The 16,441-nt window shown below is 52.8% G+C and carries 12 protein-coding genes; 5 read left to right on the top strand and 7 right to left on the bottom strand.

Features of this window, described 5'->3' with window-relative positions:
* Complete coding sequence (locus ACPGUT_RS10460) at window positions 1-1,803, bottom strand: glycosyltransferase (protein WP_423991099.1); 1,803 nt, start codon at window positions 1,801-1,803, stop codon at window positions 1-3.
* Between the two features lie 1,613 nt (window positions 1,804-3,416).
* Between ACPGUT_RS10460 and ACPGUT_RS10455 the strand changes: the two genes are divergently transcribed.
* Window positions 3,417-5,480 (top strand): DUF3131 domain-containing protein, encoded by a 2,064-nt coding sequence (locus ACPGUT_RS10455; RefSeq protein ID WP_423991097.1) that lies wholly within the window; start codon window positions 3,417-3,419, stop codon window positions 5,478-5,480.
* 66 nt (window positions 5,481-5,546) lie between these two features.
* Here the strand turns inward: ACPGUT_RS10455 and ACPGUT_RS10450 are convergent, their stop codons facing one another.
* The 3 genes from ACPGUT_RS10450 to ACPGUT_RS10440 form a co-directional block, all read right to left on the bottom strand.
* Window positions 5,547-7,055, bottom strand: a complete 1,509-nt coding sequence (locus ACPGUT_RS10450) for a tripartite tricarboxylate transporter permease (RefSeq protein ID WP_423991095.1) — start codon at window positions 7,053-7,055, stop codon at window positions 5,547-5,549.
* A gap of 1 nt (window position 7,056) precedes the next feature.
* Entirely contained in the window at window positions 7,057-7,539 is a 483-nt protein-coding gene (locus ACPGUT_RS10445) for a tripartite tricarboxylate transporter TctB family protein (RefSeq protein WP_423991093.1), read from the bottom strand.
* Between the two features lie 70 nt (window positions 7,540-7,609).
* Entirely contained in the window at window positions 7,610-8,596 is a 987-nt protein-coding gene (locus tag ACPGUT_RS10440; RefSeq protein WP_423991091.1) for a Bug family tripartite tricarboxylate transporter substrate binding protein, read from the bottom strand.
* Window positions 8,597-8,704: 108 nt separating this feature from the next.
* On the opposite strand from ACPGUT_RS10440, the gene ACPGUT_RS10435 reads away from it, so the two are divergent.
* Genes ACPGUT_RS10435 through ACPGUT_RS10425 form a run of 3 tightly spaced genes read left to right on the top strand, consistent with a single transcriptional unit; the run spans window position 8,705 to window position 11,722 of the window.
* On the top strand, window positions 8,705-9,373 hold the full coding sequence (locus ACPGUT_RS10435) for a response regulator transcription factor (protein ID WP_423991089.1): 669 nt from the start codon (window positions 8,705-8,707) through the stop codon (window positions 9,371-9,373).
* Window positions 9,363-10,730, top strand: coding sequence for a sensor histidine kinase N-terminal domain-containing protein (locus ACPGUT_RS10430; protein ID WP_423991087.1), 1,368 nt, complete (start codon window positions 9,363-9,365; stop codon window positions 10,728-10,730). Before ACPGUT_RS10435 ends, ACPGUT_RS10430 begins: the two co-directional genes overlap by 11 nt.
* Window positions 10,709-11,722, top strand: coding sequence for an ABC transporter substrate-binding protein (locus ACPGUT_RS10425; RefSeq protein ID WP_423991085.1), 1,014 nt, complete (start codon window positions 10,709-10,711; stop codon window positions 11,720-11,722). The genes ACPGUT_RS10430 and ACPGUT_RS10425 overlap by 22 nt, the downstream gene beginning before the upstream one ends.
* 26 nt (window positions 11,723-11,748) lie before the next feature.
* Here ACPGUT_RS10425 and ACPGUT_RS10420 read toward each other — a convergent pair whose 3' ends face one another.
* From ACPGUT_RS10420 to glyA, 3 genes are all read right to left on the bottom strand, one after another.
* Entirely contained in the window at window positions 11,749-12,732 is a 984-nt protein-coding gene (locus ACPGUT_RS10420) for a helix-turn-helix domain-containing protein (RefSeq protein WP_423991083.1), read from the bottom strand.
* Window positions 12,733-12,765: 33 nt separating this feature from the next.
* Entirely contained in the window at window positions 12,766-14,070 is a 1,305-nt protein-coding gene (locus tag ACPGUT_RS10415) for a D-serine ammonia-lyase (RefSeq protein ID WP_423991081.1), read from the bottom strand.
* Between the two features lie 102 nt (window positions 14,071-14,172).
* Entirely contained in the window at window positions 14,173-15,438 is a 1,266-nt protein-coding gene (glyA, locus tag ACPGUT_RS10410; protein WP_423991079.1) for a serine hydroxymethyltransferase, read from the bottom strand.
* Between the two features lie 107 nt (window positions 15,439-15,545).
* On the opposite strand from glyA, the gene ACPGUT_RS10405 reads away from it, so the two are divergent.
* Window positions 15,546-16,436, top strand: coding sequence for a LysR family transcriptional regulator (locus ACPGUT_RS10405; protein ID WP_423991077.1), 891 nt, complete (start codon window positions 15,546-15,548; stop codon window positions 16,434-16,436).
* Window positions 16,437-16,441: the final 5 nt, after the last annotated feature.

Raw genomic sequence — 16,441 nt, 5'->3', positions numbered from 1 at the left:
TCAGACGGTGATCAGAAAATGGCAGCATAATTGCCCCACGCTTTGGGGTACTCTCAGGGTCCAGCGCAAACGCTGGGCCATGAAGCCGCGCAGGTGTTCTGGTGCTTCGGTCCAGGTGTGCGCCCGTTCTTCAAATTCCACACGATATCCAGCCCGGATGATCGAAACCGTCAGGTCCGCATCTTCTGTCAGGGTTTCTGCGGAATACCCCCCAACTGCTTTTAGGGCATCGCGCCGCCAGGCCCCAATCGCACCGGGCACAACCATAATCCCATTCACGGTTTCATATGTGCGCCGTTCAATCTGCTGCGCAGAGATGTATTCAAGCGCTTGAAGGCGTGTCAGCATCTGGTTCGGGTTGCCCACCTGAACATTCCCAGCCACCGCCCCGACCTTTGGATCAGACATGCGTTGCACCAAAAGACGAATGGCATCCCGATCAACCAGCGTATCAGCATCAATGGCCACGATGATGTCTGACCGACTACACGCGACTGCTGTATTTGCGGCGGCCCATTTCCCCTGATTACGCTGAGACAGAACTGTAACCCGCCCGTCTGTCGCGTAAGCACCATAAAGTTCAACGAGTGTATCATCCGTGGAGCCGTCATTGATCACAAGAACGGAAAGGTTTTTGTAATCAGATGCCAGAATTGAACGAACGGTGCGCACGATAACTTTTTCCTCATTGTAAGCCGGGACAATCACGCAAACGGATGGTGCCCACTCAAGATCCGTCATTGCTGCCGGGCGTCGCTTCCAGACCCCCAGCAACATAATAAGACAGCGTAAAAGTCCAATTCCAATCATCAGGGCGAAACCGATATGAAAATAGTTCCGAAAAAAGCCGGCAACGGCAAAGGACATAGTTTCGACAATACCCCCGGGGTCGGATAAAGGCATTAGGTCCAAGTTCTCGTGTCCAATCAGACCAGCTGCATCTGTAAATTCGTACCCAAGTGATCGCAATTGAACGATAATTTCCGGCAAAGCTTTGACAGTGTTTTCGCGATCACCACCCCCATCATGCAGCAAAATAACATTGCCTTTTCCTGCCTGAACCTCTGATACGACATAATCTGTGATCTCATCCGCACTTAAATCCGTCCAATCAGGCGGCACAATATCACTGCCAAGTGTGATGTAGCCCATGGCATCTACCCGCTGCATTTGGCGGGCAACATCCGGGCGCAAAGGGCCACTTCCAGGCACATATGGGGGGCGAAACAGGATCGGTTTCTGGCCTGTCATTGTTGCGAACATTCTTTGCTGCAGACGTATTTCGCTTTCCAGCCACCATTCCCCCATGTCTTCTAGGTGAGAATGCGAAAACCCATGCAGGCCAAATGTGTGCCCTTCCGCCTGCATGCGTCGCATCATATCATTCTGCCCCAGCATGGATGCCCCCAATGCGAAAAACGTAGCTGGCGCGTTATGATCACGCAGGATATCCAGGATACGCCCGGTATAACGTTCATCCGGCCCATCATCGAATGTCAGTGCAATCAGATCCGTTTGGGGTGCACCCCAGCGCCGGATCTGCCATGGACGTGGCAATTCTGCCCAACTTACCCCGATGATACGCCCCTCAGACACATCAATGTTACGCCGACCTGTGACTGGAGCATGCTCAAATGAATGAAATGGCCCCACGCCGGTGTAGCCAATATGCCGAGACAAGTCAGATATTCTGAGATGAGCCACATCCAATGGGCCCTGCAGCAAGCTCCAGACCCCGGGGTCTGCATGGCCCAAGTTCCAGACGCCAATATCTTCAATCCCATTTTTATCTAAAACCTGCATTTGATTGAACAGGGTCACCGCATCCGCAAACCAAATCTGATGGCGTTGCCCGTTCTCATCGATATATCCGGCACTGCTATTTCCAGACACCGGATCAAAATACGGGCGGGTGGCGTAACGCTGTAGGCGCTGCATAATATCCGCAAAGCCAATTGCCTCAGATCCGCCCTGTCCACTGCGCCAGCTTCTGCCTTCAGCCGCCAACATCAACATCCGCTTTTCCGCAGGTAGATGTGCAACGATTTCAGGCACGATCTGTTCGAACCAACGTTGCTCAACAAGCGCGGCCGGGGCACCTGTTACATTCCCAGGAAAGGCCAGAACAACAATTTTCTCCATTTGCGCAACAAGCGGATCAGGCAATTGCGTGACCTGTTCCGCAGCCACCACAAGACAAGACAGCAAGGCGTTATTCTGGCCTGTAACAAAAGAAATCCAGGCCTGTTGATGGCTGCCCTGCAACTCTGACAGGTTCAAACAAAAACCGGGGATATCATACGCGACGGAAAGGGTGCTGATGTCAGACTGCAGGCGTGCTTCTGATGGGGGCAATCCCGATGCCCTTATCAAAGGCAGCACAGTATTTGCTGGCAAGTCTGGAAGTATCAACACCCCTTCGGGCCGTGGTATGGTTGAAAGCTCTGGCACCAGGCGCAATCCACGATCATCCACCATGAACCAATCGGGCATCAGTAGATCAAATCGCGCGCAACTTTGCGCCAATGCTTGCGTCAACGCAGATGTATCTGCGGGTAAACTGCCGAAAATTTTCCGATGCTGTGCTTTATTCGGGTCACATTCGCCATCGGGCGCGGGCCCCTTAACAGCGAAATGCCCGACTTCAGGATCAGGCTGAAACACTTGCGCAAACAATCCGTGATCACGTGTCGAAGCTGTTTGTGCAGCAACCAATCCAGCCCCATCGACGCCTGTTTCAGATTGCACCGAACGAAACAGCAAGCCGTTCCAAAGAATGATACCCACCAAAACAGCAGTCACAATGCAAATAGCACAACGGGCACGCAGTCGGTTTTGCGTGCGGAAAACCTGACGTAGCCTCTTGGATTCTGAGGCCACTCCAAGGGAATGGATCTCCGAATAAACATTCATAATAAAATACCAAATCTCAAAAAATATGCCTTAATTTTACTTGCAACAAGCGTAAACTCGTCAAGAATAGAAAAGGGTTTATCCAAATTCTGAATTTGAATTCAAAACTATAATTTCTATCGGGGGTTGTATTGATGTTTACCCGGAGATTGATACTTTGGACTGCACTTTCTGCGCTAACGACCTCCGGGCTTCAGGCTCGGATCAGTCCCAGTGCGCGCTACTTCACGATTGTCTTACAGGGCATTCGCCCGGGCATGACAAAACAGGATTTGTATGAAATTCTTACCCCATTTTTGGCGGCGGGCCTTCCGGTTTCGGTTGAAATTTCTGCAGGGGCCTGGGAAGGATATGATCGGAATGATGGCAGGGAATTATGGGGTTTTCTTGATCAGGCCAGCCTAGAATACCCCGGCTTTATAAATATATTTCAATCGATTACGGAAGTATCAGAGCTATCTCCGTATTTCCAAGCCAGAGCCGTATACGACGCGGCAAAACAATTGACAGATATACCGAGCATTTCCGGAAAGCTGACCCGCCAAAATCAGGTGGTTTCTGCAACCCTACCCGCAGATATGATCCGGGAAAACATGTCTGGTTACCGCGTGGCAGGTCTGCGAAACCTAGTAGCGGGGCCATCTAAAAATAGTCGGTCACAATTTGTCAATTCAATTGAAATTACGCCTGGCGTTCTCTATTCAGAATCGATATCTGAAATACAGCTCAGAATTGCAAACCTCACTGGCGAAACGAAAGACTTCGCATTGATGATAGATCTGGAATATATCCTTGGATATAGATCGGAATCTCTGGATTTAGCAGCAACGCGCATCACCGAACAATGTCAGAGACTGTTTCTGGCGCAGGGTTTACAACCAGTGCTGGCATCCGATCTGCATCTTCAAAGAAACCCGGGCTATGCGCAGAGAATATTTCTTGTGGCTGAACCTGAGAATACCCAGAACCTCCTCACAAGCATGCTTCGTGCCGAAAACCTGCCTCTATTAACACAGATCACCCCTCGTGAATTTGACGTTCAACGGACCGATCCTAATGACATACAACAGCACAAAATTGCATCTTTGATCACATATCTTACATCAACCGATATCCCCGCCCACAGCGGTATTAATACCCAGGGGATACCCGTGCAGGCCCATCGTTTACGGCCACAAACAGCCGCAGACGTTGAAAACCTACCTTCGGATTGTGGCGAGAAGGCTGATTGTGTCATTGATCTGCGCGCCTTGCCCGCCAATGATCAAAGGCTACATCAAAAAGCGTTGCAAACCTTACGGGCCATGACGCAAGCGCCCACACGTATATTTGTGGCCAAGCAACAGCTGCCCGATATGCTGTTGCCCGATGATCCGGTTTATGGCGCGTATTTCGATGAAATGATCTTTCGCACCCAAACAAAATTGGATCCAACACCGATCTCCCTAGGGGAACGCACGGCCCTTCAACAAGATGCTGCACATGCATGGAAGTACATCCTTCAGCGAGAACACCCCATGACAGGCCTTTGCCCAACCACCGTATTTTCGGCGGGGGAACGATCCTATCTGCATCAGCAGGCCACCATGTGGGATGTGGGATCTTTGCTATTTGGCTTAGATTCGGGGCTCAGGCTTAATCTGCTAGGCGAAAGTGATTTTGAAGCCCGTGTCCGACGTGTGATTGGCACCCTTCCTGCGGTGTCTCTTCAAGGGATGTCGCTGCCGCCCAGTGTAATCGCCACCAACACCGGCCGCGCCTTGAAGCAGGAATTCAACAGTTGCGATTGCGCACGCCTGTTGTCCGCGTTTCGGCATTTGATGCGTTACCCCGGGCTGCAGGACCTAATCGCACGCAAACTGGCGGGCTGGGATCTTGCTGACACGATCGTCGATGATGCACCACAAAATGTTGGTACGCGTCGGAAAACCAGCACATTCGCATCGCACTGCAGTCACTATTCACGCCGCGCCTTCGGACATTTTGGTGTTGAACATAACTCTCCCTACTTGCCACGAAACACCGATTGGCCAGTCGCCGATCAACGCATGTCCGTGCTGATGCAAGCCGCTGATATCGGCGTTTTAGGCGCCGAGCCTTTGTTGTTGGAACACGTTGAATTCGGCGATGCACCCGACAGTGGATATCTGGCCCGCGTGTTGTTCACTCAGCAATGGCTGCACTATATGAACACCGGCCAATTGACAGCCACATCCGAAGCCCCCGTCAATCGTGCCCCGTGGTTCATCTACGAAGGGTTGAACCTATTGTCGGATCAGACGCGCTGGAATATTGATCTGGTTGCCGGGCGGCGGCAGTATCGCGATGGCGAGCTGAAAAATCAATTTTCAATGCTTAACAGCAAGGCTGCTTATCTTTGGCATGCGACACAACCCAATGCCTATACACAAGCTATGATCACGCGCATTCGTGAGGGTATGGAAAGCGCTGAAAACGGGTTTGCACCGGGCCTGTATCACAGTACGGGCCGCCCCGATGTTGGCTTTGCCGATCTCAATACAAACGCTGTGATCTTGCAGGCGATCTGTTTTCGGCTTGGCGTGTAATTCGCACGAACCCCTTTACGGCCGCTAAGCCAGCGACATGTAATCACTGGCTTAGCGGGTCATGTTTTAGTCACCATCCGCAACAAATGTCGCACGCTTTCTCCAGGAACGATACCCTGGCAGCAAGACCAGAATAACTGCAATCACCAGCAGACCCAGTGTCATCGGGCGTTCCCAAATAAAGCCGATGCCGTCATACAATTGCATCGAACGCGAAAAATTGTCCTCAAGCATCCCGCCTAGAATGAAACCAATCAACAAAGGGGCCAAAGGGTAATTGGCAAATTTCAACGCTGTTGCACAGACACCAAACCCAACCAGCAACAACAATTCCGTTGCATTATTCTGGCCGATATAGGCCCCCATCAGTGTGAAGAACAAAATGAACGGGATCAAATAGTTCCGCGGCACAGATAGGATCCGGGCGATGTATGGGATCAATGGCAGGTTCAAGATTAGCAACACAAGGTTGCCGATGAACATCGACATAATCACGGCCCAAAAAACCTGAGGTTCATCAATCATCAGACGTGGCCCGGGCGTCACATTCAGAGCAATCAGCGCGCCCAACAAGATGGCTGTGGTGCCAGAACCGGGAATACCAAGCGTCAGCAGCGGCACAAAAGACCCGGTACAAGCCGCATTATTTGCGCTTTCTGGGGCCGCTAGCCCTTTAATAGACCCTTTGCCAAATTGTTCCTGCTCTTCCTTTGGGGCAATGTTGCGTTCCACCGCATAGCCAAGAAAGCTGGCGATCGTGGCTCCGGCTCCGGGCAGAACCCCGATAAAGAACCCCTGCAGGGACTGGCGACCAATCACCGGGGCAATGGCGCGTGCCTCGGTTCTGGTAATACGCAGATCTTTGATGTCGCCACCACCTTCGTCATCGGCTTTGGTGGGGTTCAGGATCAGAAAGACAGCTTCAGGCAAGGCAAACATTGCCATGGCAAGCGTCACAAAACCAAAACCTGATTGCAGATCCATAATCCCCATGGTGAAACGTGGTAGGTTAAACAAAGCCCCCTCGCCTACGGTCGCCATAATCAAACCCAGTGTGGTCATCATCAGGGCCTTGGCCACCTGTCCCGTTCCCGCAAATGCAGCAATCGCGGACAGACCAACAACCATCAGCGCGAAATATTCCGCAGAATGGAACAACAGCGCGACCGATGACAGTGCCGGTGCAAACACCATCAACAGGATCGCGCCAATTGTCCCCCCAGAAAAGCTGGCAATCGCAGCAATGGTCAGGGCCTTGCCTGCCTTGCCCTGCTTTGCCATGGGATAGCCATCAAAACTGGTGGCAACTGTCCCCGCCACCCCTGGTGCATTCAACAGGATCGAAGATGTCGATCCGCCAAAAATTGCCCCATAATACACCCCGGCCAACAGGATCAGCGCTGCCGATGCATCCCCCAGAGAAATCGCGACTGGGATCATGATGGCAATGATCGACATGGGGCCAAGCCCAGGTAACATCCCGATAAATGTACCAATCAGACAGCCTCCGATCACCATCATCAGATTTTGCAGTGAGAAGGCCGTTTCAAGACCTATCAGAAGTCCTTCAAGCATTTCAGCCTCCTATAAAACCGGGCAATGGGCGCAGGTAAATCCCCAGGACCTGTTGCACCAGATACCAAACGATGAATGTTGCGATCAGTGCAATGGGTAGCATCACATGCCATTTGCGTTCCCCCAGGATGAAAGATCCAAGCGCAAGAAACGCAACGGTGGAAAACAAAAAACCCATCGGCCGCAAGCACAAGGCATAGGCAACCATCAATGCCAGCAACAAAACGGCCTGACCAAGATTGTAATCGCGCAGGCGACGATAATCGATGTCACCCGACGACGTTTCGCCCTTTTCCAAGCCCAGCAAAATGATCAGGGATGCTATGATGCCCAGAACAGACAATGCTTTGGGAAAGGTGCTTGGCCAGATCGGATTCCGGCGCATAAATGGGGCAAGGTCAGCATCCATTGTAAACCAGGCCGCATAGCCATAGGTGGCACATATGCCGAGTAAAATAAGGGCGATCCAACGATCTAAGGTCATAGGGTATACTCCCGGAAGGGTGAGGCAGAACGCCTGAACGCTCTGCCTCGATGATCAGATCAGGATGAAATCAAAGAAAGCCAAGTTTTTTCATCAGGTCACCAATCACCTGTTCCTGTTCTTCTAGGAACGCACGGAAATCATCGCCGGAATTATGAATGTTCACCCAACCATTGCGGGCACGCACGGTTTCCCATTCCGGTGTGTCATACATCTGGGCAATCGCATCCTGATACACGGCCAATTTGTCGGCCGGCAGGCCAGGTGCTGCAAAGAACCCACGCCAGTTCACAAACACGGTTTCGATACCCTGTTCAGACATGGTCATGGCGTCAGGCGCAGCATCCACACGTTCTTCGGATGTGACACCGATGATCTTAACTTCGCCGGCATTGGCAAGATCTACAGCTTCGGAAAACCCGGTGGAAAGGGCTGCGATTTCACCAGACAATAGCGCGGCCATGGCCTTACCACCCGCATCATATGGGATATATTTCACATCCAGCGCATCACGCCCGGACGCTTCCATAACCATTGCGGCAACCAAGTGATCCATACCACCGGGAACCGATCCGCCCCCAATCGCCGTGCCGGATGGGTCTGCGTCATATGCAGCCATCAGATCATCCATATTGTTGACCGGGCTGTCTTTGCCAACCACAAGCGCTGCGTAATCACCGATTGTGCCCGACACCAACGTCAGGTCACGAAAGTTATGGGGGAATACACCGGTCAGAGAACGGATCACGATCGGCGTGGAATTCACCATCAGCGTACCATGATTGCTATCCGCGTTTTCGATCATAAAGCCAATCGCTTTACCACCACCTCCACCGGACATATTTTCATAAGATGCCGTGCCCACTAGGCCCGCACCGGTCAGTGCTTCGCCTGTGCCCCGGGCTGTGCCATCCCAGCCGCCACCTGCCCCGCCAGGGATCAAAAAGTGGATGCTGTCCACAACCTGATGCCCGTCAGCAAACACCGGCGCGCCAAGGCCAAATGTCGCCACTGCCGCGGCCATAAAACTACGTCTTCCAAGTTTGAAATTTGTCATGATTTTTCCTCCCATTTGACAAGTGCCCGCATCGCGGATCAATTGAAGAGAGGAAACCATCCGAACCTGACACAAACCTGTCACGCCGGAAAAAACTGAAATGATCCAATGAAATTTTTGCTAATTGAAGACAATATAGAACTTGCAAATGCAATTGTGATGCGCCTTCAACTTGACGGACATGTCATTGATCATGCTGACAAAATTTCTGACGCCCGGGCATTTACACATACCAGTGACTATGACCTTATTCTGCTTGATGTGATGTTGCCTGACGGGGATGGCCGAGACTTTCTGAAATGGCACAGAGCAGGGAAAACGAACACGCCTGTAATTGTTCTGACGGCCCGCTCCCAGGTTTCTGACAGAATCAGCATGCTGGATTCGGGCGCAGATGATTACGTCACAAAGCCGTTTGATCATGCCGAACTTGAAGCCCGCTGTCGGGCCGTTCTGCGACGGAATTCCGGCACACGTCAGACCGTAATTTCACTTGGCGGCGCGTCTTTTGATCCGGTCGCCGGGCATCTGACTGTTGGAGATCAGAAGGTCGATCTACGCAACCGGGAATTGCGATTGCTGGAGCTTCTGATCAACGCGCCAGGGCAGATCTTTTCAAAGCAAAAGCTGGTGGATCGATTGTTTTCCTATGACGAAGACGTGTCTGAGAACGCGGTCGAGGTCTATATTGGCCGTCTGCGCAAACATCTTGCTGGATCGGAACTGCGCATCTCCACCCATCGCGGGCTTGGTTACCGGCTTGATCATGTCGGATAATTTGCGCACCTCCGGATCTTTGCGCATACGCCTGACGGTCACCCTGATCGCGGGTGCAACATTGTTGACGGTTCTGCTGTTCCTACTGGTTCACAGTTATGCCGCCCGTATCGCCCAACAGGGACAGGACGAGGTGTTAGAAGCCTCCGTCACGTCTATCCTAGACGCTGCCGTTATTCGTGATGGGGTCGTTGAAATCGATTTTCCCTATGCCTCGCTTTCGATGCTCAGCACCCCTGCAGATGATCGCATTTTCTACGCCATTCGCCAGGACAATGCATTTCTGTCGGGCTATCCCGACCTGCCCCTGGATATGACGGCTGACGCTGGAACAACCAGTCACATCACCGCAGTTATGTCCAATGCAACAGTGCGCATCGCCACATCTTCGCGCATGCTGATCGGTCAGAATACCAGCACCATCATTCGTGTCGCCGTCGCACAGACCCAGGACAGCTTATCCGTCACCCTTGCTGGAATTGCGCGAAACGTGACATTGTTCGGGGCCGCATTTTTTATTCTCGCGGTTGCTATGTCGTTTCGGGTTACGGCCTCCACCATTGGTCCTCTGCAACGATTGACCGGATCTGTGACGCGCCGAGGTCCCCAGGATCTGCGCCCAGTCGAAGGCCCGGTTCCCACAGAAATGGCCCCCCTTGTGTCGTCACTCAACAGCCTGATGCAACGCCTGGATCAATCCCTGACCCAATCAGAAGATTTCATCGCAGAAGCTGCCCATCGCGTGCGCACCCCTTTGGCAACCGTACGTACCTATGCGGAAACAACCCTGCAACGCGTTGAAAAAGAAGAAAACCGTCAGGCGATGCGCGCGATGATCCGGGCCATTGATGAAAGCTCTCGCGCCGCCGGTCAATTGTTGGATCATGCGATGATTACTTTTCGTGCGGATCATCTGGAATGCCGCCCACTGGACCTTGCCGATCTTGTCACGGAACTGGTCCAGGGGCTCACACCTGTCGCAGACATGAAAGATATCGGCCTGTTTGTTCATGGCGAACCCAGCATGCCCTATTCGGGTGATCCGATCCTACTGCAAAACGCCCTGCGCAACCTTGTCGACAACGCCCTAAAATACGCCCCCGGGGACAGCCGCATCGATATTTCTATGCACAACAGTCCCGAGATCTCAATTCAGGTCTGCGACCAAGGCCCCGGATTCCCCCCGGATGAAATCTCAAAACTGTCTGAACGCTTTACCCGCGGCTGCAACGCCGAAGGCACAATCGGGTCGGGTCTAGGCCTGACAATAGCCCAAGATGTCGCCCAGGCCCACGGTGGCACGCTGCATCTAGGAAACAAACCGGAGGGCGGCGCATGCGTTACCTTATTTCTCTGATATATCTATGCTGTGTGTCACTTGCCACTGCGCAGGACTGGGAAGAACAGGCCACCTTTGAAGGTACTGGAAACGGTCCAACATTGCGCATTTTGTCTAGCACAGATGTTTCAGTTTTTGCACCGGTGATTGACAGTTTTCAGGATAGCTATCCCAATGTGCATATCGAATATCTCGTGACAGGAACTGCAGATCTGGACAGGCAGTTTCGCAACTCACCCCAGCACTATGATGTGGTGATCTCAAGCGCCATGGATCTGCAGCTGAAACTTGCAAATGATGGATTTGCATTGCGCCTAAATGACATTCAACATGACAGCTGGGCCCAATGGCGCAACAGTGTTTTCGCCTTCACCGCCGAACCAGCGGCTATTGTTATCAACCAAAATGCGCTGCAGGGAAACCCGCCCCCACGCACCCGCCAGGATCTGATCGATATGCTGCGCGCGAACCCGGATTTATTCCGTGGGAAAGTGGCAACCTATGATGTGCGCAGCTCTGGTCTTGGCTATCTTTTTGCCACTCAGGATGCCCGCGCGTCAGAAACCTATTGGCGCCTAACCGAAGTGATGGGCAGCCTAAATGCCCGCCTGTATTGTTGTTCCGGGGAAATGCTTGATGATCTGATTTCTGGTAAAATCCTAGTCGCTTACAATGTGTTGGGCAGCTATGCGCTGGCCCGTGAAGGATTAGACGATCAGATCAGTATTATTTTGCCGTCCGCCTTTCCGACCATGATGATGCGCACAGCACTCGCGTCAAAACAGACAGATCGCCCGGCCATCGCAGAAGCCTTCATTCATCACCTGACGCAGCTGCGATTTTCCGGACTGTCTGACCAGAATTTCCCGTTGCCACATCTGCCTGACAGCCGAATTTCAGACGGCCATGCCGTTATCCCGCTTGAGCCCGCTTTGATCACCTATCTGGATACTCTGAAGCGCCGCACATTCATCCGAGAATGGGAAAACGCGATCATTCAGACACCTTAAGCAAGATTATGCGCCAGACGGATAAATCAATCCCCGTAGCGACCCGCCCGGGTTTCCGAAGGTTTACGCCCATAACGTTCGCGATACCGCTGTGACAAAAGCGAGACCGATCCAAACCCCGTGGCAAGACTAACCTCAAACACCGGGATGTCACTGTAGCGTAATAACTGATCAGCACGTTCCAGCCGCAGGTTGCGATAGACTTCCATTGGGCTTTCAGAGAACGTTCGTCTGAACACCCGTTCCAACTGACGCGACGAGATATTTAGGCGTTGCGCCAATGCACGGGAAGACAGCGTCGTTTCGATATTCGCCACCATAACGTCGATCGCCTGCATCAGAAACGCATCACCTTTGGCACGCTGAAAATACTGATTTTCCTGTTGCGTGCGCCGTCCTGTCCCGGATGCATTCAGTCCAACGTAATCCATCACCCGGTCCGCCATGAACGCACCCAAATCCTCTGCAATCATTTCCTTGATCATTTCAGGTGCCGCCAGTCCCCCGATAGCAGAAAACACATTGCGATCCCTGCACACTGGCTGATCCCCCGTCTGTATATTCAGATTACCCTCGGCCGCAGCACGCGACATGTCCGGATGCACGGAAACTGTCCGAGCACGCAGAAACTGAATATCAGCAGCAATAAGAACAGCCCCACCCACCAGACCAATACGCGAGGTGCAAGGCAGATGAATACGCAACAGTTTCTGCATCTCTGCCGTCAGAGGCCATCTGTCATCAATACTGCCAAACAAAACAACCGTCTGGCCTTCAGTCGACAGCCTGCGTTGAAACACATCCGAGAAATCCCGGTGAACCACCGGCACATAATAAGTTTGGTTCGACAGCTTATTGGCAAGATTTAGAAGTTCCACACAGATCTGTACTGCAAAAGGCGACTGGCTCGAAGGTACAACGAAATGGACCCTAGATTTCGACGCAGACACATCAACATGCTTTGCGGCAACAGGTTGATCAGGCAGACCGGCCTCTGACTGAATTTGCATAACACACCTCCCCATCGGCCTACGGAAATGGGATCAGCGCTGAGACAGCAGCTGATTGCCCTTCGCCAGAAAACCCTGAAATTCTTCATCCGGAACAAAGCTGCCCCCCGTGGCCCACATAACATGTGTGGCTTGTGTCATGTGGTGCGTCAGACCGTTTTGCGTCAGATATCCCTGTCCTTCCGCCGTATCCATCGCGGCCGCAGGCCCACCAAGGCAGGCAGCCGCAGAAGGTTCCAGCTGCAATCCCGCTTGATCATGGGCCAGTGCCAGCCAGCGGAACAGGTCGTCATCGGCAACTGTGTAAACACCGCTTAGAAGTGGATGCATCACCTGGGCGATAAACCAGCTAATTTCAGCCACAGCCATACCATCGGCTTCGGTCTTATTGGTTAAGCCGATGTCGTAAACATTGATCTGTTTTTCAAGCCCCCCGGCCAGTTGTACAAGGGCGCAGGGGGATTGGGCAGGTTCGACAAAAAAGCAATGGGCATTGTCACCAAACACTTGTTTCAAACCATAGGTCACTCCACCAGGGGCGCCGCCAATACCGCAAGGCAAATACAGAAACAGCGGGTGTTGGGCGTCAACGATGATGCCCTGTGCATCCAACTGATCGCGCAACTCGGCGGCCGCGGCGGAATAGCCAAAGAACAACAGTTCAGAACGTTCATCATCCACGAAATAGATTGTTGGATCCGCGTCAGCCTGATCACGGGCAGCGGCAACGGCATTGCCGTAATCAGCGTCATGTTGCACGACGTCTACACCGTGGTGTTTCAGACGTTCAACCTTCCAAGCCTTGGCATCAGACGACATATGCACAACGGCCTGAAAACCCAGCGCGCGCGCAGCAATCCCAACGCTTAGTCCAAGATTCCCGGTTGATCCGACCGCAACCGTATAATTTGCAAAAGCTGCTTTCACCTCGGGGTGTGCCAAGGCTATGGGCGTATCATCGGCCTTGATCAACCCGAGGGATCGAGCAAGCGACAGACCATAAAGAAAGACCTCATAGATGCCACCGCGCGCTTTGATTGACCCGGCAACGGGCAAGGCGTGGTCGCCCTTCACGAAATGACGCCCTTGATCGTTGCCCATAACCTGGGCGAGGGCTGCAACCTCAATCAGGTCAGATGAAATTGCACCATTCGGACCCTGCAATTCGGGAAAGCACTGTTGCAAAAGCGGGGCAAGATCACGCCAGTTCTGTTCTGCATCTTTCACCTGCGCAGGCCGGACCGGAACCTCGGCCATCAGGACCGGAATTTGATCCGGATTAACCCACAGCAATGGCGCGCCTTTCAGCAGGCGTGATTTCAGCTGTGCGTCGATCATGATGTCATCCTTCTTTGCTGTGAGGCTGGTATAAAAGACCCTGCTGCATAGGGAAACAGCAGGGCCAGAGTTGCAGTCCTGCTAGGGAACTACAAGTATGGATCAGGCCGGGTAAGACGGGAAGGACTTACACAGATCTGCAACTGTTTCTTTGCAGCGTGCAACCGCTGCATCGGTGTCTTCTGCCGCTTCGGCTTCAACAAGGTCCGCAATCATGTTGCCGAGGCTTTCAAATTCCGCTTCCTTCATGCCACGTGTTGTTGCTGCACCGGCCCCCAGGCGCAGACCAACCCATTCAGGTGGGCGTGGGCTGTCATTCGGGATGGCGTTTTTATTCGCGGTGATATTGGCGCGTTCCAGTACAACTTCGGCGCGCTTGCCCGTAATCCCCTTTGAGCTAAGATCAACCAGAACCAGGTGGGTATCCGTGCCGCCAGAAACAATACGCAGACCACGGTTTTGCAGGGTTTCCGCCAGTTTCGCCGCGTTCGCTTTAACCTGTGCGCCATACGCTTTGAAGTCGTCGGTTGAGGCCTCAAGCAGACAGACCGCTTTCGCTGCCAGAACCTGGCTGTGGATGGACCCCTGAACACCTGGGAAAACAGCGGATTGCAGCTTTTTGAACCAGTCTTCATTGTTGGTCAGGATCAGCCCGCCACGAGGCCCGCGCAGAGTTTTAGTGGTGGTACAGGTCACGATATCTGCGTGTGGGAAGGGGCTTGGGTGAACGCCAGCCGCCACAAGACCCGCGATATGTGCCATATCCACGTGGAAATGCGCGCCAACTTTTTTCGCGATTTCACCCATGCGGGCAAAGTCGATTTCACGCGGATAGGCAGACCCGCCGGTGATGATCAGTTTCGGCTGAATTTCCAGCGCCTGTTTTTCCAGAGCGTCATAATCGATCACTTCGCTGTCGCCATCAACACCGTAGTGATGAGGTTCAAACCAACGGCCAGACAGGTTCGCTTTCAACCCATGGCTCAGGTGCCCACCTGCGGCCAGATCGAGGGACAGCACTTTGTCACCCGGTTTCAACAACAGGAAAAACACGGCAAGGTTTGCCTGGCTGCCAGAATGCGGCTGAACGTTGACGTAATCGCAGCTGAACAGATCTTTCGCGCGATCAATCGCCGCCTGTTCCACCACGTCAACAAACTGACCACCACCATGAAAACGGTTGCCCGGGTAGCCTTCCAAGGTTTTGTTGGTCATTGCGTGGCCCAGCGTATCTAGAACCGCCCGGCTTACAATATTTTCAGAAGCGATCAGTTCGATCTGGTCTTGCTGACGGGCTTCTTCATTTTTCAACGCCTCAGCGACGACAGGATCGGCCTGAGCAACGGACTGGGAAAAATGCTGTGACATGGGGTTCTCCGGTGTAAGCAGGTTTTCCCAAGGATCCGTGAAATCTGCTGTCCAAAGCAAATCAGTATTGCTATTATTTTGATGTAGAAAAACTAAGGCTAAAACCTATGTCTCTTTCCCCGGCCCGCCCAAAAGGACCGCATCTGAATGCTCTGCGCGCGTTTGAAGCCGCTGCCCGCCTGGGCAGTTTTACTGCCGCAGCTGACGAACTTTCCGTCACGCCGGGCGCTGTCACACAGCACATCAAAACGCTCGAAGCCTGGGCTGAGACGCAATTGTTCATTCGCAATGCACGTGGTGTAAAACTGACCCCACTTGCAGAGGAATTGTTGCCCGGATTTACGCAAGCTTTTGATCAACTTGGGTTTTCAGTACAAGCATTACGCAACAAGGCGACGCCACAGAAAATCAAAGTCGCGGCCCTTCCCGCGATCGCCCAGCTGTGGCTGGCCCCGCGTCTGGGGCAGCTTCGCCAGATTGCCCCCGAGATTTCCGTATCCGTCGTCGCAATGGATACACCACCCAACCTTGCCCGCGAACCCTTCGATATGACCTTGTTCTTCACCGGAAAGCCTGTCGGCAGAAATGAAACCATCATTGCCGGTGATAGAATTTTTCCGGTCTGCGCCCCCTCAATTGCCGCACGTCTGACCCAAATCACCGATCTGGAAGCGGAAACATTGCTTCACGATGGGGCTTGGCATGAAGACTGGGATATCTGGTTGCGCGCCCAATCCGGTACGGAAAAAATCCAACGTTCTGGCACCGTACATTCCCTGTTTTCAATCGCTCTGGAAGAAGCCCGCCATGGTGGTGGTGTGTTGATCGCGCATGAAACCCTAGTCGCGGATCTGCTGAAACGGGGCGAACTGGTCCGGCCCTTTGCCACTTCTGTCGACCTGCCCCGAAATATGGTCGCCAGAACCACCCCCAATTTTAGAAATTCAGACACCTGGCATAAAGTCCGCCAAGTTTTGTTTCCTGGCACTTCGATATGAGATCA

The sequence above is a fragment of the Halocynthiibacter sp. genome (assembly GCF_049608145.1).
GTDB lineage: Bacteria > Pseudomonadota > Alphaproteobacteria > Rhodobacterales > Rhodobacteraceae > Halocynthiibacter.
The sequence above is the reverse complement of the archived record's forward strand: the minus strand, read 5'-3'. Positions and strand labels throughout refer to the sequence as shown.